The sequence below is a fragment of the Nannocystis sp. RBIL2 genome, assembly GCF_026626745.1.
In the GTDB taxonomy this organism is placed as follows: domain Bacteria; phylum Myxococcota_A; class Polyangia; order Nannocystales; family Nannocystaceae; genus Nannocystis.
This window is the reverse complement of sequence record NZ_JAPNJW010000001.1, coordinates 753,812-777,834: the sequence shown is the minus strand read 5'-3', so window position 1 is coordinate 777,834 and position 24,023 is coordinate 753,812. Positions and strand designations below refer to the sequence as shown.

The window sequence follows — 24,023 nt, the reverse complement described above, 5'->3', positions numbered from 1 at the left end:
CATGGATGCAGCGCCGAACTATGCACAGCCGGCGATTCACGGGATCGGCGAGTCGTCGTCGTCGTAGACGTTGCCCTCGATGATCGGGTCCGGGTCGTCGAGGGTCCACGGGCCGTAGCCGTGGCCGCGGCCGAAGCGGTTGTGCAGGATCTTGGTGCCCATCGGCACGGTCTCGCCGGTGCCGCGGATGTTGAGGGTCCAGCCGCCGCCGTCGAACCAGTTGCACTCCAGAGTGAGGTCGATGGTGGCGCCATTGAGGTCGCCGGTCTGCACTGCGGCGTTGCTGGCCCCGGAGATGTCGTTGTGGCGCAGGGTGACGCCGGCGCCGCCGGTCGACTGCACACCGTCGTTGTGCTCGTCTGGCCCGTTGGACAGGTCGTGGACCCAGCAGTCCTCGATCAGGACGTCGCTGTCGGCCTTGAAGCCGTCGGCAGTGCCGTGGATGTTCAGCCGGCGCGCGGTGTAGTTGGCGAACGAGATCGCCGCGGTCGCGTTGCCGGACAGGCCCTCGATCTCGCTGTCCTCGACCACGAGGCCGACGTTGTCCTCGTCGAAGTAGCGGATCGGGTAGTAGTCGTCGGTGCGGATCCGTACGTGGCGGATCGTGACGTCGTCGGCCAGCACGGTGATCGTGCCGTCGATGTCGAGGCCCTCGACCACTGCGCCGTCCTCGTCGACGGTGATGGAGCCGCTCGGCACGAGGCGCACACCTTGGGGCACCCCCGTGTTGTCGGGGCCGGGGCGGGGGCCGTCGCACGGGCCCAGCGGCTCGCCGGTGCTCGTGCTCGTGGGGTCGGCGGTATCGGCCGTGGTGGGCTCGCCGGTGGTGGGCGCCGCGGTGGTCCCGGAGGTCGTGGTCGTGGTGCCGTCCCCGGTGGTGGTGGCGGTCGAGGTCGGGCCGTCCGCGGTCGCCGTGGTGGCGTCGTCGGTCGTGCTGCTCGTGGCCGCCGTCGCTCCCTCGGTCTCTGCCGGCGCGGGCGCGCCTCCGCAAGCCGTCACCAGCGCCACGCTCGTGCACCACCGGAAGCTCCGCATCGGCCCGCCCTCCACGCGGCATCTTCGACGGGGCGGGGCGGGGCGTCAACCCGCAGCCGGGCAGCGCGTGCCCGCCCGTGCCGCCGGCAGACCCCGGGCGGCCTCACCGCAGCGCTGTCGCAAAGCACATGTCCGAGAGGACATGTCGAACAAGACCTGCGCGATCGAGCATGCCCCTCAGGGCATGTTTCCGGGGTGCAGCGCGACGACGGCGGCGTCGATGTCGAGCTCGAGGTCGACCGGCTGGCCGTGGTCGAAGGTGCCGAGGTAGCGGTCCCAGTCGCAGCGGGCAGAGGCGGCCAGGCGCACTCCGCCGGGCGAGGCGGCCAGGCGAAAGCCGAGCGCATTCACGTCCTGGCCGTGCGGGAAGAGGGTGACGGCGCGGCCGAGCAGGGCGCCGGCGACCTCGTCGAGCGAGCGCAGGTCGACCGAGACCTCGGCGCCGATCAGCGCCTCGGGCGAGCGCGGCCCGGGGACGACGGTGCCGGCCAGCCACAGCGTCGCGCCGGCGTGGTCCAGCGCGAGGTTCCAGTCGGCCTCGGGGCCCTCGCAATGGTAGAGCTCGAGCGAGGCGTTGCGAAAGGTCCAGGTGGTGTCACCGATCCGGATCCAGCTCATGCGCCTCCATACCACGGGAGGCGGTCAGGCGGGGAACCTGGCCGAATGGCCAGGTTCCCGGAGGCGTGCGTCTCACTCGGGCTGGGAGCCGTCGCAGGAGCCCGGGTCGGACTGCCACTTGTCGCAGTAGCGATCGGCCAAAAGGCCGCCGCGGCCGCTGTCGAAGTCGCCGCAGGTGCTGATGTCGTCGATGGCGTCGAGGCAGGTCGGGAACTCGTAGGGGACGCCGGCGTCGTCGAGCATCTTGAGGCGCCGCTGGTCGCCGACACAGACGGCGCCGTCCGGGCCCCACTCGGCCTCGATGCCCCAGTTCTGCATGGTCAGCGTGGCCGGGCCCTGGATCGCCGGGCTGAGCCCGTCGAACACGTCGATCGGCGTGCCGTTGAAGGTGTGGGGGGTGCCGTCGCCGCAGTAGTCGGCGCGGGCCAGCCGGGTGCACGCCTGGTGGTGATCGGCGAGCGAGACGCCGCCGACGGTGGCCCACGGGCGATAACCCCACTCGACGCACTTGGCCAGCACGGCGTCGCGGCAGGCGAAGGTGACGACGCTGGCGTCGTCGTTGCGGTCGCCGGTGACGCCGTCCCACCAGTTGCCGATGGCGATCGCCTGGGTCGGCTGGCCGTTGTGGTCGTAGCAGAGGCTGGACCAGGTGCCGGCCCCCACGTCCTGCACCGCGATGTCGTAGAACCACACGTCGCCGGTCGGGTCGGCCGGGTCGAGGAAGATGTCGTCGAAGCGCAGGACGTAGGTGTCGGTGCCGGCCTCGAGGCTGAGCAGCGAGCCGATGAGGTCGTCGCCGCTCACCTGAACCGGAGTGCCGTCGACCACCATGGTGGCGGAGAAGCTGCTGCCGTTGAGGTTGATACCGTTGAGGTTGATCCCGTTGATGGTCCAACCGTTCATGCGCATGCCGTTGAGGTTGATCCCGTTCATGCGCATGCCGTTGAACTGCTGACCGTTCATCACGGCGGAGTTCAACTCGAGTCCGTTACCGACGTCGCTTCGCAGCGTAACCGCCGTTTGAACGTCGTTATCGACGACATCACAGGCCACAACCGAACCGACCAGTGCCAGCCAAATCCCTCGAGTCATGGTCCCATCTTCTCCTGACCTCTCGGCATGATCGAGGTCCTTCGGACGCGCAAGGTGACCGAAATCCTTGCGGACGGGCGAACCCAGCCGTCTCCGTGTGCGGCCCGTTCGATGGCTCCACGGTTCGTACGTCCGTCACACACACCCGGGACGGGAACGAGCAATGCCACGCGGCGGCATCGCGCGCGTGGCCGGAACTCGAAAGGAAATCGCGGCAGTGTGACGCGGGCGATGGCCGTCACACTGCCGCGATGACCCGGGTCCCACATCTCCGCCGCCGCGACTTGCAGACGGAGGATTCACCCGACACCGATCGCCGACCCGGGCGATCAGGCGCCGGAGGCGATCGGCGTGGCGTCGGAGGGGATCGGCGCGGCGCGGCCGGGCACGATGCCGCGCTCCGCGAAGTCGGCGATGATCTTGTGGGCGCGCTCCATGACCTCCGCCAGCTCGGCGTCGGACAGGCCCTTCGTCTCGATCGGGGCGCCGACATAGATCGTGATCTTGGTCGGGGTGAGCAGGTACGAGCCCTTGTGCATCAGATCGTACATGCCGTGCGTGGCCAGCGGAATGACCGGGAGGCCGGCGATGCGGGCCATCCAGAACACGCCGCGCTTGAACTCGGCGACCTTGCCGTCGAGCGTGCGGTGGGCCTCCGGGAAGGCGAGGATCGAGATGCCCTTCTTGGCCCGGTCGCGCGCGGCCTCGGCGATGGCGCGGTAGCGGTTCTTGCCGTCCGGCACCGGGATGCCGTCGGCCAGCTTCATGATCCAGCCGTACATCGGGATCTTGAACTGCCAGGCGTTCATCAGGCCGCAGAAGGCGTGCGGGATCGAGGCGCAGGCGGCGTGCGCGTCGAGCAGGTTGACGTGATTCATCATGAACACGCCGCGCCGCTCGGGGTCGAAGTCGGGGTCGTAGATGACCTCGACCTGCGACAGGGTGATCTTGAGGACCGCGCCCATGCCGGGCCCGCCGATGTAGTTGTGGGTCTTGCGCGACGGGACCACCGTCGACACCGCGGCCCACGTGACGGCGACGGCGCCCATCCACGCGAACGAGACGGTCCACACCGCGGCCGAGTAGACGACCTGAGCTGCCTTCTTGAGGATCTTGAACACCATTACATCACGTCCGGACGTCGAGCGCGCCGGGGACGACCTCCAGCCGGCGCGGGTTTATCTTGATCATCTCGCCGTCGACCATGACGTCGATGTCCTCGGCGAGGCGGAGGTCGAGGCCGGGGGCCTGGTAGCAGCGCACGGCCGGGTGCTGCACGTGCGTGCCGCTGAAGATCTTGGGGAAGGTGCGCAGCAGGCCGACGCGGCCGAGGCGACCGACCCGGATGATGTCGAGCAGGCCGTCGCGCGTGTTGGCGTCGGGCGCCATCATCATCTTGCCGCCGGTGAAGCGGCTGTTGTTGAACGAGAGGAAGGTCAGCGGCTCGCGGTCCTCGGGGTGACCGTCGATCTGCATCGGGAAGGTGTAGGGCCGCAGCGCGGCCACCCGCAGCACGGTGCTCAGCGTGTAGCCGAACTCGCCCAGCGCCGAGAAGTTGCGGTTGCGGGTGGCGCCGACGTCGGCGACAAAGCCGATGCTGAAGATGTTGATGAAGTGCAGGACGCCGCGGGTGTGCGTGCAACGGACGAGGTCGCACGGCCGGGTCTTGCCGGCGATGATCGCCTCGATCGCGTACTCGGCCCCCTGATCGGTGAAGTCGCGCAGGAAGGAGTTACCTGTCCCGAGGGGCAGCATGCCGAGCGACGGGCGCTCGCCCTCCGGCAGCGCGCCGGAGAAGATGCCGTTGATCAGCTCGTAGCTGGTGCCGTCGCCGCCGACGGCGATGAAGTGGCGCCGGCCGGCCGCGACGGCCTCGCGCGCGAGCTCGGTGGCCTGACCGGCGGCGCGCGTCTCGACGACGTCGACTTTGATGCCCGACTGCCGCAGCCGGTCGACGACCGCGGGCGCCCGCTTGCCGCACACGCCGCCGCCGGCGGCTGGGTTGACGACTGCGAGGAGGGTGGCCGGATCTTGCATGCGGGCATGCTATCAGGCCCCGAAGGGCCGTGGAGGGGCGGATGGCCGCGGAGCGGGGGCGGTGGGGCCGCGGCGGTTCACAGCTCCCGCAGGGCGCCGTCGCGGCCGAGCGGCTTGAGCTCGCGGGCGAGCGGGTCGCGCTTGATCTTCTGCGAGGCGGTGCGCGGGAATTCGCGGTCCCACAGCACGTAGGCGGAGATCCGCTTGTAGTCGGCGAGCCGGAGGTTGCGCCTGCGGAAGGCGTCGATGAGGGCGGCGCGGCCGGCCTCGTCGAGGCCCGACTTGGGCCGCACGACGACGATGAGCTGCTCGTCGGTCATCTTGCCGGTCGGCCAGATGAAGTTGGCCGCGAACACGCAGAACTCCTCGCAGTCGTCGATGTCGCCGAAGGCGGCCTCGATGTCCTCGGGGTAGACGTTCTTGCCGCCCTCGGTGACGATCATGTTCTTGGTGCGACCGAACAGCTTGAGGTGCCCGGCGGCGTCGATGCTGCCGAGGTCGCCGGTGCGCAGCCAGCCGTCGACGATCGCCTCGCGGGTCAGCTCGGGCGCGTCGAGGTAGCCGAGCATGACGGTGGGCCCGCGCACCCACACCTCGCCGACGCCGGCGTCGTTGACGTCGCGCAGCTCGAGCTCGGTGCCCTCGACCGCCTTGCCGACGCTGTCGCCGCGGAACGGCTTGAGGTCGTTGACGGTGAGGACGGTGCCGGCCTCGGTGAGGCCGTAGCCGATGGCGACCGGCAGGCCGAGGCGGTTGAAGTACTCGGCGCTCGTGCGGTCGACGAAGGCGCCGCCGCAGAACATGAGCCGCAGCTTGCCGCCGAAGTACTCGTGGATCGGGGCGAGCAGGGTCTTGCTGAGCCGGTGGTCGGGCGCCTGGCGGGTGGCGTACTCGTTGAGGTCCATCAGGCCGCCTAGCACGAGCCGCTGCCACTTCGGTAGCTCGGCGATCTTCTCTTTGATCTTCTTCTCGAGGGTCTTGAGGATCGTGGGCACCAGCGCCATGTGGGTGATGCCGTAGCGCTTCATGGTGCTGGCCAGGTAGGCCGGCCGCAGGGTGCGCTGGTGGACGACCGCGCCGCCCATCATCAGCGCGAGCAAGAAGCCGCACATGAAGTCGATGGCGTGGTTGGTCGGGAGGATCGAGAAGTAACGATCGCCCTCGCTCAGCGGGTAGAGGTTGCCGAGGGTCTCGGCCTGGGCGAGGTAGTTGGCGTGGGTGAGCTGGCAGCCTTTGGCGGCGCCGCCGGTGCCCGAGGAGTAGACGATGCAGGCGACGTCCTCGCGGGCGCGGGCGTGGTAGGTGAAACCTGCTCCTTGGGGCAGGTCCTCCCAGCGCACGGCGCGGCCGATGCCGGCGCCCTCGGGGGCCTCGGTGACGATGACGAGGGTGCGCTCGAAGATCGAGGGATCTTCGCGCTGCAGCTTGTCCCACGCCGGCCATTCGGCGAGGACGACGCGCGGGCGGCAGTGGGCGAGCAGGGCGTGCTGCTCGGGCGCGGTCAGCTTGTAGTCGATCGGGACCAGCACGGCGCCGGCCCACAGCGCCCCGGTGGCGCCGATCAACCACTTCGACTGGTTCTGCATGACGATCGCGCAGCGATCGCCGGGGCCGAAGCCGTGGGCCTGGACGGCGCCGGCGAACCGCTCGGCCGCGGCCCGCAGCTCGGCGAAGGTGTGCCGCGAGTTCTCGCGGTGGCGATCGGCCTCGATCAGCGCGGTCCGGCTCTTGTACGTGATGGTGGCGTCACGCAGCGCCTCGCCGAGGCAGGACAGCTTTCCCAGGTCGAGCATCTAGCGCCTCGCGTCGATCTTCTGCGCCAGGGCGGCGAAGGTCTTGATCCCCTGGAGCTCGTAGTCGGGCAGCTCGACGTCGAACTCGTCCTCGACGTCCGAGATGAGCTCGACGGCCTGGAAGCTGTCGATGCCGAGGCGCTCGAACAGGTCGTCCTCGGCGCGGAGCTGGGCCGGGTCGGCGCCGAAGCGCTTGGCGGCGAGACGGATGAGGGTGTCGAGGGAGGTGCTCATGGCAGGTACGGTCTCAGGTCGGTGGACTCGACGAAGCGCTTGAGGGCGGCCAGCAGCGCCGGGCCCTCGGCGAGGCGGACGAACAGCTCGCGCTCGGCGAGCAGCTCGTCCTTCGGGAGCTTCTTGATGAAGGCCTTGGCGGCCTCGCGCGCGGTCTTGTCGAACTTGGCGGTCTGGGCCGCGAGCGCGCGCGCGGCGGTGATGCCTTCGCCGCTGGCGAGGACCTGGCTGACGAGGCCGGCCGCCAGCGCCTTCTTGGCGTTGATGCTGCGGCCGCTGAGCAGGAGGTCGCGGATGAGGCCGTTGCCGACGTCGCGGCGCAGCCGCGGGATGCCGCCGAAGCCGGGGATGATGCCGAGGCGCAGCTCGGGGAAGCAGAAGCGCGCGGTCTTCTCGGCGATCAGGACGTCGCAGGTGAGGGCGAGCTCGAAGCCGCCGCCGAAGCAGACGCCGTGGACGACGCCGACGGTGGTCAGCGGCAGCATGTCGAGGTCGTCCATGACGCCGTGGATGGCGTCGATGAACTGGCGGATCTGCGGCCCGTGCTGATCCTTCGGCGCGTCGCTCAGGCCGCGGTAGAGCTCGCGCAGGTCGGCGCCGGCGCAGAAGCCCTGGCGCAGGCCGCTGCGCAGGATCAGGGTGTGCGCGTCACGATCGATCTGGTCGAGGAAGCGGCGCAGATCGGCGAGCATGGCCGTGCCGATCTCGTTGCACGGCGGCGTGGCGAGGGTCAGCTCGTACACGCCTTCGCTGTAGGTCCAGTCGATCATGACGCGTAGGCCTTGTCGATCTCGGCGCGGTAGCGCTGCTCGACGGCGCGGCGGCGCAGCTTCTGGTTGGCGGTGAGGAGGCCGTTCTCGATCGTGAACGGCTCGGCGACGCGGATGAAGGCGCGGACCTTCTTGTAGTGCGGGACGCTGGCGTTGACGATCTCGAGCGCGGCGTCGATGGCGTCCTTGGGCACGTCGCCGGGGACGATGATGCCGAGGAACGGCCGCGCGTGGCCGACCAGCATGCACTGCTCGGCCTTGGGGCAGGCGGCCAAGAACTTCTCCTCGATCGGCTCAGGGGCGATGTTGTGGCCCGACTCGGGGACGAGGATGTTCTTGACGCGGCCGATGATGCGGACGTTGCCGGTGGCGTCGAGGTCGCCCTGGTCGCCGGTGTGGAACCAGCCGTCCTTGATCGCCTCGGCGGTGGCCTGCTCGCGGCCCCAGTAGCCGGCGAAGATGCCCGGGCCGCGCACCAGCAGCTCACCCTCGTCGGAGATCTTGATCTCGCAGCCCTGGATCGCGTGGCCGACGTAGCCGGGGCGCACGCCGCCGGGGATGTCCATGGTGACGATCGCGGTGGTCTCGGTCAGGCCGTAGACCTGGTAGACCTGCACGCCGACCAGCTCGAACCACCACTGCGTCTCCTCGGCCAGCGCCGCCGAGCCGCAGATCAGGAACTCGAGGCTGGGGCCGATCTGCTGCTTGATCTTGCTGAAGACCAGCTTCTTGGCGGCGGCCAGAGTGAGCCTGTCCAAAAGGCCAGCCTTGCCCTCGCGCACGGCGCGGAAGGCGGCCTGGCCGCGGTGGTAGAGGGCGAGGGCGATGCCGCCGCGCTCGCCGATCTTCTTGCCGACGCCGTTCTTGATCCGCTCGAGCACCGCCGGCACGTTGAGGTAGTAGTGCGGGTCGGCGGCGCCCATCTCGGCGACGAGGTTCTGCAGGTCGGTCGACAGCAGCAGCGGGTTGCCGCGGTACAGCTGCGTCCACAGCATGACGCGCGAGCCGGCGAAGCAGAACGGCAGGAAGTGGAACACCTTGTCGGCCCGCTTGCCGCCGGTGATGCGGTCGACGCTGCCGCGGGTCTGCGGCAGCATGTAGTCGACGTTGGCGCGGGTGAGGACGACGCCCTTGGGCTCGCCGCTGGTGCCGGAGGTGTAGATGATGGTGACCGGGTCGGTCGGCGCGACCGGGCGCGGCGGCTCGTGCACGGGCTCGCCGGCGAGGACGTCGAGCATGTCCTCGATCGGGCAGTGCTCGGGCCACGCATTGCGCAGGCCGGCGGCGAGCTCGGGGCCGTCGGCGATGACGAGCACCGGGCCGCAGTCGCGGACCATGACCGCCAGCTCCTTCGGATCCTGGCGGCTGTAGAGCGGGACGACGATCGCGCCCTCGAACAGGATGGCGAGGTCGGCGGCGACCCAGCGGGCCGAGTTGGGCGCGAGCAGGGCGACGCGGTCGCCCGGCTTGACGCCGCGGCTGCGCAGGAAGCCGCGCGCGTGGGCCACGAGGTGCAGCAGCTGCGCGGCCGAGGTCGGCCGGCGCTCCTTGCCGTGGAGCTCGATGAGGAGCTGATCCTCGCGGGTCTTCTGGACCGCCGCGTGGATGACTTCGAGGAAGTTGTCGCTCATGCGTGGCGCTCCAGCAGGCGCTGCACGTTGGCGGGCAGCGGCGGCAGGTGGGCTTCCCAGGTGCGCGGGAGGTCGCGGCGCGGGAACTCGGGGTAGACGCGGACGACCTCGTCCATGAAGTCGATGCCCATCTGACCCATGAGCTTCAGCTGGGCCGGGACGGCGCGGGCGATGTCGGCGCTGATGCCCTCGGCGTCGCGCCACAGGCGGCGCAGGGTGTGCAGCAGCTTGTCGCCGAGGCCCTCCTCGTCGACCTCGAAGAACATGTCCGGGTGGCCGCGATCGTTCATGAGGTTGCGGATCCGCTCGTCCATGGTGACGCCGGCGGAGGGCACGAGGCCGGGCATCGAGGTGACGATCGCGTGGAAGCGCGAACTAATCATCATGCTGCAGTTACGCAGCACGCTGACGAGGTCGTACATGTCGTGCTCGTCGCTGACGAACAGCGCGCCGCCGCGATCGAGGCGCGGCTGCAGGTCCTCGCAGGCGTGGCGGTCGAGCTGCTCCATGCCGACGAGGATGGTGAAGAACTCGCGCTCCGCGGCGAACGCGTTGACACCGTCGGCCAGGGCCTGGATGTACGCGTTGTACTTCTTGTCGGACGCTTCGCTGTGGTGGTGGAAGTAGAAGGCGCTGTAGTGCTCGTGCTTGTACTGCCCGCCGAGCTTGTAGGCGGCGTACTTGAGCAGGTCGGGCTTGACCGGCCACCAGAACGGGTTGATCGGGCAGACGACGAGGACCTTCTGGCGGCCGTCCCAGCCGGCGTCGCGCAGCAGCTGGGCGCCCCTGGACAGCGGAGCGGGGTCGAAGGTCCAGGCGGTGTCGGCCCCAGAGGTGGTGCGGATGCCGAGCTCGCCGAGGACCTTGCGCGAGGGCTCGTTGCGGCAGATGACGAGCGACTTCTTGCAGGCGTCGCGCACGAAGTCGCGGAGCGCCGGGGTCATGTTGCCGGCCTCGGCGCCGTAGCCGACGCTGACCTTGTTCTCGGCGTTGGCGAGCCCGAGGGCGCCGGCCATGAAGCAGGTCAGCGCGCTCGAGAACTTCGACTTGAACATCGAGCCCTCGCAAGCGATGACGCCGTGGTGCTTCGGGCACTCGGTGGCGATGAACTTGGGGAACACCGCCGGCAGCTCGATCTGGTGGACGGCGCGGAAGTAGCCGCGCGTCAACTTGGGATCGACGGTCATGATCGTCAGCTCGAGCTGGTCGTCGCCGACGACGTGGCGCAGCTGGCGGATCATCTCCTCGACGCGGACGTCGGCGCCGGTGTTGCGCGTGCCGACGTAGCCGGCCAGCAGCAGCTTGAGCGGCTTGCCCGGCTTCCACGTCTCGGGCGCCATGCCGAGGACGTTGCGGACGGCGACGCCCTCGATGGCGGCGGCGACGGTGGCCTGGAGGGCGCGGTCGGGGTCGACGACGTCCTTGACCTTGTCCCAGATCTTGCTGGTGGTCTTCTTGACGGGTGCGCTCTTGGACATGTTCGAAGGGCTAGGCGACCTGCCGGACCTGGGCGCCGCCGGGCCAGGGCTGGTACGGGTAGCTGAAGTTGTGGTCGACCGCGAAGCGGTAGAGTCCGTAGGCGTAGCGGTCGAACGGCGCCGGCGACTCGCCGAGGGCGTCGACGACCCGGCGGTTGTCGAACACGGTGTCGAAGGTGAGGTAGGGCAGGAACACCTTGAGCAGCGAGGCCGGCAGCGACAGGCCCCAGCCGCGCGGGGTGTTGGAGGCGGTCTCGACGACGCGGTTGAAGGCGCCGTTGAGGCCGGGGACGAAGCGGTGCTTGACCGGGTGGCCGGCGCGGCGCATGGCCTCGACGACCTGGCGGTAGGTCAGCGAGGCGGTGCCCGAGCTCAGGCTGTAGGCGTCGTGGGCCAGCTTGTCGCGCTGGTGCAGGGTGACGATCGCCTTGGAGACGTAGTCGACGGGGACGATGTCGAGCCGCCAGTCGGGGTGGAACGGCAGCACCGGCAGCTTGGCGAGCATGACGAAGGCCCGCACCATGTCGAACTGAGTGGTCTCGGGGAAGCGGCTGTCGCCGAGCACGATCGACGGGCGCAGCACCAGCTGCTGCACGTCGGGGAGCAGCTCGTGCAGCATGTGCTCGCAGAACTTCTTGGTCCGCGAGTACGGGTCGTAGTCGGACTTGTCCCAGTCGATGGTGTTGTCTTCGGTGACGACCTCGTGCTTGCGCTCGCCGGCGACCGCGACCGTGCTGATGTCGGTGAAGCGGCGCAGGCCGTGCTGGTCCTGGGCGTCGCGCGCGAGCTTGAGGACGCTCAGCGTGCCGCGCAGGTTGACGTTGAAGCACGCCTTCGACGACTTGCGGTTGAGCGAGGCGGCGCAGTGGATGACCGAGTCCATGGTGCGGACCAGCTTCTCGCGCGCGTCGGCCTCGAGGCCGAGGCCCGGGAAGGTCAGGTCGCCGAGGTAGAGGTCGCAGCGGGTGCGGACGAGGTCGATGAAGCGCGGGAAGTCCATGTGCAGCTGCATGGACTTCCACAGCCGCTGCTCGGCCTCGGCCGGGTCCTTGGCGCGGACGAGGAGGGCGAGCCGCTCGCTCGGGTGCTCGTCGAGCAGCCCGGCGGCGACGTACGAGCCGATGTATCCGGTGGCTCCGGTGAGGAAGATGGCCATGGTGTCAGACGACCTCGGCGTGGGGCGCGGGCGCGGCCTCGGGCGAGCGCAAGCGGAAGGGGTGGCGCGGGGCGTAGCTCTCGGGGGTCTTGTTCTCGAACAGCGGGAAGCACCACTTGCGAAGCCCGGGGATGTGGACGTCGATCCAGTAGTGGCGCCAGTCGATGCTGCGCGGGTCGCAGTCCCACTCGGGCTCGACGACGGGGTGCCGCAGCAGGTTGCGGGTGACGAACGCGAAGTAATTGTCGTGGATGAACGGCAGGTAGAGCTCGCACATGCGCTCGATCTTGTCGATCGACTCGAGCGCGTCCTCGGTGTGCTCGACGAGGTCGCCGAGGCGGCGGCGGAGGAACTCCGGCCAGCCCTTCGGCGGGTCGCGCAGCCACTCGTCGACCGACTCGGTCATCTTGCGGATGTTCTCGATCCGCATCGGGTGGTCGGGCGTGACGGCGATCGCGTCCCAGCGCGACTTGACGACGCGGTCGAGGGTGGTGTCGCCGCGGGTGCGCAGGTGCTTGCGGTGGGCCAGCGCGACCAGCTCGACGGCGCGGTCGATGGTGAGGAGGTTCAGGTCCGAGCTGCCGCACTGGTAGACCGGCGCGTGCTCGCCCCGCATCAGCGCGGCGCCGGCGACGGTCATGCCGCGGCAGACGTAGTCGACGGGGATGATGTCGAAGGGGTTGCCCTGCTTGCACGGCAGGTGGCGGAACCAGCTGCCGAGCGCGTAGCTCAGCGGGCCGCAGGTGTTGAAGCCCTGGTTCCACCCGGGGAACGGGTAGCTCATGGAGCTCTCGACGATCGCGGGGCGGAACATGCTCCACCGGCCGGGATCGAGGCGGCGGGCGATCCACGCCTCGGCCATGTTCTTGGTGTACGTGTAGATGTTGGTGAAGCCCCAGCGGCCGGCGCGGCGCTGGCCCTCGGCGACCATCGCGTCCTTCAAGAGGTTGCGCTTGATCCGGCGGGCGGTGTTGCGCACCAGCATCGCGTTGTTCTCGTCGCCGCCCTTGTCGCGGATCTGCTTGACCGCGTCGTCGTGGGCGCGCTTGTCCATCTCCGGCGACTCGTGCTCGGCGAGGATGGCGTCGATGCTGACCTGGACCTCGGCGCACTCGACCTCGACGTCGAACGGCTGGCCGTCGGGCGAGAGGTCGGGGCGGATGACCTCGGGGATGAGGCCGTTCTTCTTGCCGGTGACGTAGCAGGTCGAGATGTGCAGCAGCACCGCCTTGTCGCAGGCGGCGACGAAGTTGGCGGCGTTGCGGGCGCCCTCGACGTTGGTCGTCATGGCCTCGCGCAGGTCGGGGTCGAAGTCGACGAGGCCGGCGCAGTTGATCACGAGGTCGATGTCGCGGCGCAGGCGAGCCAGCACCGCCGGGTCCTCGACGCCCATGTCGGGCTGCGAGACGTCGCCGGAGACGACCTCGATCCGCTCGCTGATGAAGCGGCTCATGTCGGCGCCGTACTTCTCGTGCAGCGGGCGGAAGCACGGCGAGGTCTGGACCTGGCGCTCGAACCGGTCGGCGGCGGGGCGCAGCGCCTTCTTGCGCGTGAGCACGTAGATCTTGCCGACGTCCGGCACGTACTGCAGGACCATCGCCAGCCAGACCTTGCCGAGGAAGCCGGTGACCCCGGTGAGCAGGACATGGCGGCCGGCGTAGCTGTGCTTGATCGAGATCGGCGTGTTCACGGGTGTCCTCCGGTTCCTGTCCCCAAGGTCAGTCGCGATAATCGATGATCGGCCAGTCAGCGTCCTTGGCGCTGCGGCGCAGGACGAAGTCGGGGTTGACTGCGCACGGCTTGCCGACGCGCGAGAGCAGCAGCATGTCCGGGCCGTGGGCGCCGTAGGCGGCGCAACGCGAGAGCTCGAAGTCGTGCGCGGCGGCGTAGTCGTCGAGCCAGCGGCCGCCGACGTTCGAGCCGATGACCGGGTCGAGCAGCTTGCCGGTGGCCTCGCCGTCCTCGAACTCGATCTTGTTGTAGACGAGCTCGTCGTAGTGCTTGAGGTGGCGCGCGAGCGGCTTCATGATCGGCTCGATGCTGTCCGACAGCAGCACGACCCGCCGCCCCTCGGCCTGCAGCCGCTTGAGCAGCTCGAGGCCCTGATCCAAAATCGTGTCCTTCAGGACATCCTCGGCGTACTCCTCGCAGAGGACCTCGACGCGGTCCTGGCTCATGCCGCGGATGGCGAGGTGGGCGAGGCGGTGGGCCAGCGCGCGGTCGGTCTGCCCGAGCAGGCGGTGGACCGGGGCGGCGAGGCCGACGAGGCCGAGGCGGACGGCCCGCTCACCGAACTTCTTGGCGTTGGCGGCCAGATAGGCCGCCGCGCTGAGCACGCCGCGGGCGAGCAGGATGCCTTCGACGCGGACGAATGCTGCCGTGTTGGTTTGTGTCATCGACCAGGCTCGCGGCCTAGTTAGCGCACCCGAGGCCGGCGTTACAAGCATTCGCGACCGGTCTCGAATGCCTGCGAAGGCCGCTGCGCACGCCGTTTTACGCGTGCAGGGGGCTTCGCAGGATCGGGCGCAGAGGGGGCCTGGCGCCGGTCCACGGGGCTTTGGTGGCGTCAGTCGCGAGCGGGCGAGATGTTTACTCGCGTGAGTAAGTAGTTGGCGCGGACGATTGATCGTGCGTTTAAGAAATTCCTTCGGCGTGAGACCGGTCGGGGGGTCACCGGTGGGACGCGCGGCGAGGTGCGCTATCGTGTGGCCGTGACCGCGCCGCTGCTCGTCTGCGCCGCCGAGGTCGAGGGCCGCGGGCTGCCCTCGGCGCTGCGACTCGGCGTCGGCAAGGTGGCGTCGGCGGTGAGCATGACGCAGGCGCTGGCCCTGCGGCGGCCGGCGTGGGTGCTGCTGTTCGGGGTCTGCGGCGCCTATCCCGAAGGACATGGCCCGGGAGGCAGGCTCGACGTCGGCGACGTGTGCCTGGTCGGCGAGGACTGGCTGGGCGACGAGGGGGTCGCGGTCGACGACGGCTTCCTGCCGCTGGCGCAGCTGGGGCTCGGGTCGGTCGGGCCGTTCGAAGCCGACGCGGGGCGTACGGCCGCGGCGGCGCGGCTGCTCGCGGCGCCGGTGGTGCGCGGGGCGACGGTCAGCACCTGCAGCGGGACGGACGCGCGCTCGCGTGCGCTGGCCAGCGGCACGGGGGCCACGGTCGAGACGATGGAGGGGGCGGCGGTGGCGTGGGCCTGCCGCGCGCTCGGGGTGCCGTGGGTGCAGCTGCGCTGCGTGAGCAATCGAACCGGCCGACGCGCCGCGGGCGGGTGGGACCTGCCGCGCGCGGTGGCCGGGGTGCAGGCGGCGCTGCTGCGACTGCAGGCCGCGAACTGGGGGAACGAATGAGCGAGCCGCTGCCTCTCGGGTTCTCGCCGTGTCCGAACGACACGTGGATGTTCGACGCGCTGGTGCGCGTGCCGGAGTTCGTGCCGGGGCTGCGGCCGCTGCCGTGGCTGGCCGACATCGAGGCGCTCAACGAGCGCGCGCTGGCCGGCGAGGCGCCGCTGCCGGTAACGAAGCTGAGCGCGCACGGGCTGTTCTGGGTCGAGCGCGATTACCTGGTCTTGCGGACAGGCGCGGCGCTGGGCCGCGGCTGCGGGCCGCTGGTGGTCGCGCGCGAGGCGACGGAGCTGGTGGCGCTGGCGGGGCGGAAGATCGCCATCCCGGGCGCGTACACGACGGCGCACCTGCTGCTGCGCTGCTTCGCGCCGGCGTCGGTGACCGTGGTGCCGATGCGCTTCGATCGCATCATGCCGGCGGTGGCCGCGGGGGAGGTCGACGCGGGGCTGGTGATCCACGAGGCGCGGTTCGTGTTCCGCGATCACGGGCTGCAGCAGGTGGCGGACCTCGGCGAGGTGTGGGAGGCGGCGACGGGGCTGCCGCTGCCGCTCGGGGTGATCGCGGCCCACCGCTCGCTGCCCGCCGGGCAGGTGCGGGCGGTGGAGGAGGGGATCGCCCGGTCGATCGCGGCGGCGGAGGCCGACCCGGCCGCGGCGTGGCCGTTCGTGAAGGCGCACTCGCAGGAGCTGAGCGACGAGGTTTGCCGGCAGCACATCGCGCTGTACGTCAACGAGTTCTCGCGCGACATGGGAGCCGAAGGGGCGGCGGCGCTGGCCGAGCTGCGCGCGCGCGGGCAGGCGGCGGGGCTGTTGCCGCGCTGAGGACATGTCCGCGGGGACATGATCGTCCAGACATGTCCGTGAGAACATGCTCTCGAGCGCCTGTCCGTGAAGACAGCCGGCGGCGTCAGCTGGCGGGCAGCGCCTCGAAGAACAGGCGGCCGTCTCGCTCGTGGGCGACCACGCCGAAGGCCGCGCCGAGGTGCTGCGGGCTGAACACGTCGGGGCAGGCGCCGACGCGGGCGCGGCCGGCGGCGAGCAGGACCGCGTCGTCGGCGTGGCGGCGGGCGAGGTCGAGGTCGTGCTCGGCGACGAGGACCGCCACACCCTCGCGCGCGAGGGCCCGCAGGTGGCGGTAGAGGCCGAGGGCGTGGCCGATGTCGAGGCCGGCGGCCGGCTCGTCGAGGATGACGACGGCGGCCTCGGCCGCGAGCATGCGCGCGAGCATGACGCGCTGGCGCTCGCCGCCGCTGAGCCGGCCGATCGGGCGCTCGGCGAAGGCGGCGAGGCCGAGGCGCGCGAGGGCGAGGTCAGTGGCTTCGGCGTCGGCGGCGCGCGGCGGACCGAAGCGGGGGAGGTTGGGCAGCCGGCCGAGGAGGACGACCTCCCGCACGTGGAGGTCGGGCTCGACGGGGCAGTGCTGCGGCAAATAGGCCAGCCGGCGGGCGCGCGCGGCGGGCGAGAGGGCGGCGAGGCGGTCGCCGAGCAGCTCGATGTGGCCGGCTTGCGGACGGTCGAGCCCGGCGAGGGTGCGCAGGAGGGTCGACTTGCCGGCGCCGTTGGGGCCGGCGACGACGCAGATCCGTCCGCGCCGGAGGTCGAGGTCGAGGGCCTCGTAGAGGACCCGCTCGGGGAGCCGACAGGTCAGGCCGCGAGCGGCGAGGGCGGGCGCCTCGGTCATGCCCGGCATTAATAGGAGAGAGGCGGGGGGGCCCCGCAAGCCCGCGGGCAAGAGGTGGCGCACGCGCAGGCACGGGCGCGCCGGCGCGGGATCGACTAGTGTTCGCCGCATGTCGCTCGTCCAGCTCAGGGCCAGCAAGACGGCGCCGCCGCGGGACCTGCGGGCGTTCCTGCCGATGACTCGGGAGGAGATGGACGCGCGCGGGTGGGACGAGCTCGACGTGCTCATCATCAACGGCGACGCGTACGTCGACCACCCGGCGTTCGGCGGGGCGCTGATCGGCCGGTTCCTCGAGGGCCGCGGGCTGCGGGTCGGGATGATCGCGCAGCCGCGCTGGGATGACCCGAAGGACATCTCGCGGCTGGGCCGGCCGCGGCTGTTCGTCGGCATCACCGCCGGCAACCTCGACTCGATGCTCAACAAGCTGACGGCGCAGAAGAAGATCCGCGGCGAGGATCAATACTCGCCCGACGGCGCGCTCGAGCAGCGGCCGAACCGCGCCAGCATCGTCTATTCGAACCTGGCCCGGCAGGCGTTCCCGGGGCTGCCGGTGGTGCTCGGCGGCATCGAGGCGAGCCTGCGGCGGATCGCCCACTACGACTACTGGAGCGACCAGGTGCGCCGCAGCATGCTGGTCGACAGCAAGGCGGACCTGCTGATCTTCGGCATGGGCGAGCGGCCGGTGTGGGAGGTCGCGCGGCGGCTCAAGGCCGGCGAAGACATCAGCACGATCCGCGACGTCCGCGGCACCGCGGTGATGCTGCCGAAGGGCCAGTGGGAGCACCTGCCGAAGAGCCGCTACGTGCGCGACGGACTGCCGCTGCACCTGCCCAGCTACGAGGAGGCGAGCGCCGACAAGGACGCGTTCCTCGAGATGTCGCGGGCGTTCCAGCACGAGACGAACCCGGGCAACGGGCGGCCGCTGGTCCAGCCGCACGGCGACCGGGCGCTCTACTGCAACCCGCCGGCGCACCCGCTCGACATGCGCGACATGGACGCGCTGTACGACCTGCCGTTCGTGCGCCGGCCGCACTGGACGTACGCGGGCAGCAAGATCCCGGCGTTCGAGACGGTCAAGCACTCGATCGTGACGATGCGCGGCTGCTTCGGCGGCTGCACGTTCTGCTCGATCACCGAGCACGAGGGCCGCATCATCCAGTCGCGCTCGGCCGAGAGCGTGCTGCGGGAGATCCGGGCGCTGCGCCGCATGGACGACTTCCGCGGCGTGATCTCGGACGTCGGCGGGCCGACGGCCAACATGTACCGGATGCGCTGCAAGAGCGAGCAGATCGAGAGCGCGTGCCGCAAGCTGTCGTGCGTCCATCCGGGCGTGTGCGAGAACCTCGACACGGACCACGGGCCGCTCGTCGACCTCTTGAAGAAGGTGCGCAAATCCGAGGGCGTGCGGCGCGTGTTCATCGCCTCGGGCGTCCGCTACGACCTGGCAGAACGATCTCCGGCGTTCATCCGCGAGCTCGCGACGCACCACACCGGCGGACAATTGTCCGTGGCTCCCGAGCACGTGAAGGACGACGTGCTCGCCAAGATGAAGAAGCCCGGGGTCGCCAGCTACGAGCGCTTCGCCGAGCAGTTCACGTGCGCGAGCGAAGCCGCGGGCAAAGATCAGCATCTGGTGCCCTACTTCATTTCCGGGCACCCGGGCAGCACGCTCGACGACATGGTCGATCTCGCGCTATGGCTGAAGGCGCGAGGCGTGCGACCCAGACAGGTGCAGGACTTCATCCCCACGCCGATGAGCATGGCGACCTGCATGTACTACACGGGTCGCGATCCGTTCACGCGCCAGCCGGTCTACACGGCGAAAGAGCTGCGCGAGAAGAAGCTGCAGAAGTCGCTACTCCTTTACTGGGATCCGGCGCAGCACCACCTCGCTCGCGAGGCGCTGCGCCGAGCCGGGCGCGCTGCGCTGATCGGTCACGGGCCGTCGTGTCTGGTACCGCCGGAGGGAGGAGGAGCGACGCGCACACATGGAGCGTCGCCTGTCCCGGGCGCCAGGCGGGCGCGGCGCGGGCTCGGGGCCGCCGGGCCATGAACCGGTCGTCCCGGTAGGGCCGACAGCCGCGCCGACAGCCGCGCTCGCGTCGCCGGTGCAGGTTCGCCCCGCCACCACCCTAGCGCACGAGCACAGGCGCGGACGGTGGTTCCGCGTCACAGCCATCTATGGATAAGATGCCCCAGCTTTATGACGATGATGCGGAGCGCGACGCGAGTGTTGGCGGCTGTCACTGTGATGTCGAGCCTGGCGGGCTGTGAGGCGCTGCTCGAGCCGAAGACGACGCTCTCGCTGGCCATCTCGCACCACGGTACGCGCAACGAGAAGGGGGTCCTGCCCAACTTCGGGGAGGCCGAAGCCGCCCGCGTGTTCGTCAACGACAAGGGCTGGCAGGTCAACCTGGCCGAGGGCGTGATCGTGATGACCGCGGCGCAGGTCGAGTCGTGCGCCGGCGAGAGCTTCGACTTCGAACTGCCGTACGGCCCGTTCCCCGAGTACCAGCTGGCGCAGGATCAGGACCTCGTCGACTTCGCCTCGGTCGATCTGCCCGAAGGGACATATTGCAAGCTGCGCGTCGAGTACGGCCGCTACCAGTCGTCGCTGGCCGAGCAGGCGTTCGACACGCCGTACCAGGTCCACGGCCACGCGTCGGTCGAGGGGCTGACGGTCTACCTCGCCGGCACGGCGGTCGACCCGTCCGGCGCCCACGAGGGCGCCAACTGGAAGTTCCAGACCAATCAGACCAGCATCGTCGAGCTCGACCTCAGCACGGCCGAGGACGGACGCCCGCTCACGATCACCGGCAAGGAGCCGGGCGGCAAGGCGCTGACGGTCGCCAAGACCTACGACGCGTTCTTCCGCGGCGTCGACTTCGCGAACTTCGACGCCGAGGCGATCAACGACCGCCTGCTCGAGGTCCTCAGCGCCGAGACGTACGTGCGGGTCGGCGCCCAGATCTTCTGAACCCGGCCAGCGCCGTCAGCACGATCAGGCCGAGCGAACCGCCGGCGTCGCCGCCGGCGTCGCAGCCGCAGCCGTCGTCGCGGTTCGGCTCGGTCACCAGGCAGTCGCACGCCTCGCACGCGTCGGTGCGCAGGTCGACACCTGTCTCTTGGTTCAGCCAGCACAGCGCGGCGTAGGGGATGGCGTAGAAGCCTCCCTTGCCGCACGTGTAGCCGCGCGAGGTGACGCCGGCGAGCACGACCTCGCCGGAGGCGAGGGTGACGAACGCAGGGCCGCCGGAGTCGCCCTGGCACGAGTCGTGGCCCTCGCCGCCGGCCTGGAACTCGAGGCCGCTCGGGCTGAAGCGGACGATCTCGACGTCGACCTGACGCTTGAAGCCGTTGAGGCTCTTCTCGTCGTCGCCGAAGCCGACCACGGTGATCGGGGCGCCGATGTACATGGCGTCGTCCCACTCGGCCTGATCGCTGAGCGGCCGCGTCGGCGCGACGCCGACGAGCGGCTCCTCGAGCACGACGTAGCCGTAGTCCCAGATGTCGACCTTGCACACCTCGGTGTCGGTGCCGCAAAAGTCGGGGTGCGAGCCGTGCGAGGCGACGGAGACGAAGGTCTCGTAGTTCGTCCACACGTCGTCGCCGACGACGACGTGCATGAGCGCGGGCGAGGGGTTGTTGTCGAGGCAGTGCGCGGCAGTCAACACGACCGTCGGGCTGACGAGCGTGCCGGTGCACATGGTGTCGCCCATGAGGATCGCCACGGCGGTCGGCCACGCGCCCGGCTCGACCAACTCGCCGCCGTAGATCGGCGCGGGCGCGGGCGCGGGCGCGGTCCACGGGAGCGGCGAGGCGAGGAGGGCGACGAGGCCGAGCTGCGACATGCGACTAGAATAACCCCGATCGCCGGGGATCCACGGCGATCCGACCCGCGTACTGCGCACACGGGTCGCGGATCGAAATTGCCCGGGCGCGCGGGCGCAGACCCCGGGACAGCGCCGTTGCGATCTGGTACCGATCGCGTAGGTCCGATCCGGGGAGGCGCGTGCCGACGAATACCTTCGCCTATCCTAACCTGGTCTCGGAGCCAGGTCCGCTCCCGCTCCGCTCGCAGCTCGACCACGACTTCACCGAAGCGCTGGCCCACATCGCCCGGATCCGCACCCGCCGCCGCCTGGAGCGAGACCCGGTGTTCCGCACGATCCGCCCGCAGCTGGAGCGGGTCCTCCGCGGCTTCGAGTGGGACCTCGAGCCGACGCTCGGCCACTCGCTGGCGCCGCGACGTCCGGGGATCGTCCGCGCGGTCGCCTGGAACGTCGAGCGCGGCAAGCGCTTCGAAGGCCTCCACACGCTGTTGACCTCCGACCCCGAGCTGTCGGCGGCCGACCTGCTGCTGCTGACCGAGGTCGACATCGGCATGGGCCGCTCGGGCAACCGCAACGTGCCAAAGGAGCTCGCCCACGCGCTCGGCATGGGCTACGTGTTCGCCAACTATCACCTCGTGCTGGTCGAGGGCGACCGCGGCGAGCGTGGTCACGGCGTGCCCAACACCAAGGCGATGCACGGCTGCGCCCTGTTGACCCGCTTCCCGGTGCTCCGCTTCGAGGCGGTGGAGCTGCAGGAGCGACGCGACAAGTTCCACGCGACGGAGAAGCGGATCGGCAACAAGCGCGCGCTGCTGTGCGAGCTGCTGCTGCCCGACGGGCCGCTGACGGTCGCGCTGGTCCACCTCGATCCGTTCGCCGGGCCCCGCGACCGCGCCCGCGACATCCGCGAGATCGTCACCCGCCTGCGCGAGTTCGGCGGCGAACGCATGCTCCTCGGCGGCGACCTCAACACCAACACCTACGACCTCAGCAGCGGCCGCGGTCTGGCCTACAACTTCTTCTACAAGCTGACGCGCTTCGGCATCGAGGGCATGGCGGCCCAGTACATGAAGCCGGAGGAGCACTTCGAGCGGGCGGTGTTCGCGGCGATGCGCGACGGTGGGTTCGAGATCGACGGCTTCAACGACTTCACCCGCGGGACCATCTACTACGACATCTACGACCCCGAGATCTTCCGCAAGGCGCTCGACTACATGCCCAAGGCGATGCGCCGGGTGATGTGGACGTACCTCGAGCGCCGCCTGGCGCCGTGGGGCGGGCGGGTGCCGTTGCGCGTCGACTGGTTCGCCGGCAAGGGCCTGCGCCCGCGCGAGCCGCAGGTGATCGAGCGTCCGGTCGCCGAGGGCAAGCTGGTGTCCGACCACAACCCGATCCTCGTCGACCTCGAGCTCGGGACCGAAGCGCCGGACCCGGGCGAAGAGACCGACGAGTGAGCGGCGCTCACGGGCATGCCCGATGGGGCATGTCTTTCAGGGCATGTTCGATGGGGCATGTGCTTCGAGACATGCTCTGAAATTACGGGGATCGGTAGGCGCCGAGCCAGGCGCGGGCGTTGCCGGCGAGCACGCGGGAGACGGCGGGCTCGGGGAGCGCGAGGCCGTGGTAGACGCCGGGCGTGAGCGCGCCGATCCGGGCGGCGTGGCGCCAGAACTCGAACCGCTCGCGCTCGAGCAGGCCGAGGTTGGCGGCGAGCTGCAGGTCCCAGGCGCGCGCGGCGTCGAGGTCGCCGGGGGCGGTGACGAGGTCGGAGCCGTACAGGAACCGCTCGGGCTGGATCTCGATGAGAGCGCGCAGCCGATCCCGATCCTCCTCGATGGCGGTGAAGCCGTCGACGCCGGGCAGGCCGGCGCCGTGGCTAGTGTCGACGCGCAGCCGCGGGAACTCGCGCAGGAGTCCGGCGAGGCGATCGAGGTCGGTGCGGCTGCCGCACAGGTGCGCGCAGACCAGCTCGAGGCGCGGGTGGGCCCGCAGCACGCGGGCGAGCTCGTCGCGGTAGCGCACGGTGTTGACGTGGACGAGCACGGGCACGGAGCGCTGCTCGAGCCACTCGAACAGCGAGGCGTGGGCCGGATCGTCGAGCGGGCGGGCGTGCAGCTTCTGGTGGCCGAAGTACAGCTTGACGCCGCGAGCACCGCCCTGAAACCACCGCTCGAGCGCGGGGATGTCGACCTCGGCCGGCTCGACTGCGACGAACGGGAACAGGCGCGCGCGGTGGGCCGCGGTGGCGGCGAGCAGGGCGTCGTTGGCCTCGCGCCAGCCGTGCATGCGCGCGTCGGGGCCAGGAGCGAGGCCGAGCGCGGGATCGAGGTGCGGCGAGGCGATCACGACGGCGGCGGCGATGGCGTTGCGATCGAGCGCGGCGAGCAGCTCGTCGACTGCACCGCCGACGAGGTGGACGTGGACGTCGACGCGGTCGCGCGCGGCGGGCTCGTCGTCGATGCCGGTGGTCCCGGTCGGCGTCGGGACGCCGCAGGCGATCGCCAGGCCGGCGAGAAGCGCGACCGCGACGCGCCCCGCCGAGGCTTCAGCACTCACACTCGTCCTCGCCTTCGTAGTTGCGGAGCTCGACGCTCAGGCGATAGGGGTACTCGGCGGTCGCGGTGTCGCTGTGGACGCGGACCAGCAGAGTGCCGGCGTAGTCGTCGCCGTAACCACCGAGCGCGAGCACGCCACCGTCGGCCGTCTGCGCGGTCAAGGGCTCGTGCGTATCGGCGCGGTAGACCTCGATGGTCATGGCGTTGTCGGGGCCGGGCGCGAGCACGGGCTCCCCGCACGCGGCCCCGCACAGGCCGGCGTCCCTCACCAGAGCGCGCACGTAGAGGTAGTGGACGCCGTAACCGAGGCTGGCGACGTCGAAGCGGTACCAGTCGTCCTCGCCGGGGCAGAGGTAGGCGTCGGTGACCTCGTGGTAGGCGGACCACTCGCTGACGCCGCTCCAGGCGACGTCGGTCGGATCGTCGGGTTCGTCGTTGGGCTCCCAGGCGTCGTTGAGCGGGCAGGCAGCAGCGCCGGTGGTCGAGGCGGCGGTGGTGGTGCCGGGGTCGTCGCCGTCTCGCGGCACGAGGTCGCAGGCGGCGAGCGCGGAGAGGATGGCGACATGTCGCAAGAGACAGGTCGAGCGCGCGGCGGCCGAGGTCGGAGCTGGCGTGGTCATCGGTGATCCAGAGTTCAGGCAAACGTGGACCCCGGACCGCGCCCGGCAATCGAGGCGCGTCGCGCAGACCGAGGCGAGGGGACAGTCGCAGGTCTGGTGAGGAAGGGACCGGGCGAGCCGCGAACGCAGGCGCAGGCGCCGCCCGCGGGGAGCGGA

At 70.4% G+C, this 24,023-nt stretch carries 22 protein-coding genes; 5 read left to right on the top strand and 17 right to left on the bottom strand.

The window, feature by feature from the left end; translation table 11 throughout:
- Positions 1-36 precede the first annotated feature (36 nt).
- From OV090_RS03105 to OV090_RS03045, 13 genes are all read right to left on the bottom strand, one after another.
- Positions 37-1,035, bottom strand: coding sequence for a right-handed parallel beta-helix repeat-containing protein (locus OV090_RS03105; protein ID WP_267701956.1), 999 nt, complete (start codon positions 1,033-1,035; stop codon positions 37-39).
- A 177-nt stretch (positions 1,036-1,212) separates the two neighbouring features.
- Positions 1,213-1,653, bottom strand: coding sequence for a hypothetical protein (locus OV090_RS03100; RefSeq protein WP_267701955.1), 441 nt, complete (start codon positions 1,651-1,653; stop codon positions 1,213-1,215).
- 72 nt (positions 1,654-1,725) lie between these two features.
- Positions 1,726-2,631: an ADYC domain-containing protein gene (locus OV090_RS03095; protein WP_267701954.1), complete on the bottom strand. Its 906-nt coding sequence runs from the start codon at positions 2,629-2,631 to the stop codon at positions 1,726-1,728.
- 443 nt (positions 2,632-3,074) lie between these two features.
- Positions 3,075-3,869, bottom strand: a complete 795-nt coding sequence (locus OV090_RS03090; RefSeq protein WP_267701953.1) for a lysophospholipid acyltransferase family protein — start codon at positions 3,867-3,869, stop codon at positions 3,075-3,077.
- A gap of 4 nt (positions 3,870-3,873) precedes the next feature.
- Positions 3,874-4,782 carry a diacylglycerol kinase family protein gene (locus OV090_RS03085; RefSeq protein WP_267701952.1) on the bottom strand — a complete coding sequence of 303 codons (909 nt, stop codon included), beginning with the start codon at positions 4,780-4,782 and terminating at the stop codon, positions 3,874-3,876.
- Positions 4,783-4,859: 77 nt separating this feature from the next.
- Entirely contained in the window at positions 4,860-6,575 is a 1,716-nt protein-coding gene (locus OV090_RS03080; protein ID WP_267701951.1) for an AMP-binding protein, read from the bottom strand.
- Entirely contained in the window at positions 6,576-6,809 is a 234-nt protein-coding gene (locus OV090_RS03075; RefSeq protein WP_267701950.1) for an acyl carrier protein, read from the bottom strand. It abuts the gene before it with no gap.
- The gene (locus OV090_RS03070) at positions 6,806-7,579 is read right to left on the bottom strand and encodes an enoyl-CoA hydratase/isomerase family protein (protein WP_267701949.1); all 774 of its coding nucleotides are present in this window, start codon (positions 7,577-7,579) and stop codon (positions 6,806-6,808) included. The genes OV090_RS03075 and OV090_RS03070 overlap by 4 nt, the downstream gene beginning before the upstream one ends.
- Entirely contained in the window at positions 7,576-9,210 is a 1,635-nt protein-coding gene (locus OV090_RS03065) for an AMP-binding protein (protein ID WP_267701948.1), read from the bottom strand. Before OV090_RS03065 ends, OV090_RS03070 begins: the two co-directional genes overlap by 4 nt.
- On the bottom strand, positions 9,207-10,688 hold the full coding sequence (locus tag OV090_RS03060; RefSeq protein ID WP_267701947.1) for a polysaccharide pyruvyl transferase family protein: 1,482 nt from the start codon (positions 10,686-10,688) through the stop codon (positions 9,207-9,209). The genes OV090_RS03065 and OV090_RS03060 overlap by 4 nt, the downstream gene beginning before the upstream one ends.
- Before the next feature lie 10 nt (positions 10,689-10,698).
- A complete protein-coding gene (locus tag OV090_RS03055) occupies positions 10,699-11,844 on the bottom strand; it encodes an SDR family oxidoreductase (RefSeq protein WP_267701946.1) in 1,146 nt (381 codons plus the stop codon).
- 4 nt (positions 11,845-11,848) lie between these two features.
- Positions 11,849-13,534 (bottom strand): SDR family oxidoreductase, encoded by a 1,686-nt coding sequence (locus tag OV090_RS03050; protein WP_267701945.1) that lies wholly within the window; start codon positions 13,532-13,534, stop codon positions 11,849-11,851.
- A 28-nt stretch (positions 13,535-13,562) separates the two neighbouring features.
- Positions 13,563-14,240, bottom strand: coding sequence for a haloacid dehalogenase-like hydrolase (locus OV090_RS03045; protein ID WP_267701944.1), 678 nt, complete (start codon positions 14,238-14,240; stop codon positions 13,563-13,565).
- A 315-nt stretch (positions 14,241-14,555) separates the two neighbouring features.
- Between OV090_RS03045 and mqnB the strand changes: the two genes are divergently transcribed.
- Both mqnB and OV090_RS03035 read left to right on the top strand, forming a co-directional pair.
- A complete protein-coding gene (gene mqnB / locus OV090_RS03040) occupies positions 14,556-15,185 on the top strand; it encodes a futalosine hydrolase (protein ID WP_267701943.1) in 630 nt (209 codons plus the stop codon).
- Complete coding sequence (locus OV090_RS03035; protein ID WP_267701942.1) at positions 15,182-16,000, top strand: 1,4-dihydroxy-6-naphthoate synthase; 819 nt, start codon at positions 15,182-15,184, stop codon at positions 15,998-16,000. The genes mqnB and OV090_RS03035 overlap by 4 nt, the downstream gene beginning before the upstream one ends.
- Before the next feature lie 85 nt (positions 16,001-16,085).
- Here the strand turns inward: OV090_RS03035 and OV090_RS03030 are convergent, their stop codons facing one another.
- Entirely contained in the window at positions 16,086-16,859 is a 774-nt protein-coding gene (locus OV090_RS03030) for an ABC transporter ATP-binding protein (protein ID WP_267701941.1), read from the bottom strand.
- A gap of 109 nt (positions 16,860-16,968) precedes the next feature.
- Here OV090_RS03030 and OV090_RS03025 point away from each other — a divergent pair, with 109 nt between their 5' ends.
- Together OV090_RS03025 and OV090_RS03020 are read left to right on the top strand one after the other, a co-directional pair.
- Positions 16,969-18,912 (top strand): YgiQ family radical SAM protein, encoded by a 1,944-nt coding sequence (locus tag OV090_RS03025; protein ID WP_267701940.1) that lies wholly within the window; start codon positions 16,969-16,971, stop codon positions 18,910-18,912.
- Positions 18,913-19,110: 198 nt separating this feature from the next.
- On the top strand, positions 19,111-19,836 hold the full coding sequence (locus OV090_RS03020; protein WP_267701939.1) for a hypothetical protein: 726 nt from the start codon (positions 19,111-19,113) through the stop codon (positions 19,834-19,836).
- Here the strand turns inward: OV090_RS03020 and OV090_RS03015 are convergent.
- Positions 19,793-20,710: a trypsin-like serine protease gene (locus OV090_RS03015; protein WP_267701938.1), complete on the bottom strand. Its 918-nt coding sequence runs from the start codon at positions 20,708-20,710 to the stop codon at positions 19,793-19,795. The two genes, OV090_RS03020 and OV090_RS03015, sit on opposite strands and share 44 nt — an antisense overlap.
- A gap of 161 nt (positions 20,711-20,871) precedes the next feature.
- Between OV090_RS03015 and OV090_RS03010 the strand changes: the two genes are divergently transcribed.
- The gene (locus OV090_RS03010; RefSeq protein ID WP_267701937.1) at positions 20,872-22,146 is read left to right on the top strand and encodes an endonuclease/exonuclease/phosphatase family protein; all 1,275 of its coding nucleotides are present in this window, start codon (positions 20,872-20,874) and stop codon (positions 22,144-22,146) included.
- Between the two features lie 82 nt (positions 22,147-22,228).
- Here OV090_RS03010 and OV090_RS03005 read toward each other — a convergent pair whose 3' ends face one another.
- Complete coding sequence (locus OV090_RS03005; RefSeq protein ID WP_267701936.1) at positions 22,229-23,248, bottom strand: amidohydrolase family protein; 1,020 nt, start codon at positions 23,246-23,248, stop codon at positions 22,229-22,231.
- Entirely contained in the window at positions 23,238-23,867 is a 630-nt protein-coding gene (locus tag OV090_RS03000; RefSeq protein WP_267701935.1) for a hypothetical protein, read from the bottom strand. Before OV090_RS03000 ends, OV090_RS03005 begins: the two co-directional genes overlap by 11 nt.
- Positions 23,868-24,023 lie beyond the last annotated feature (156 nt).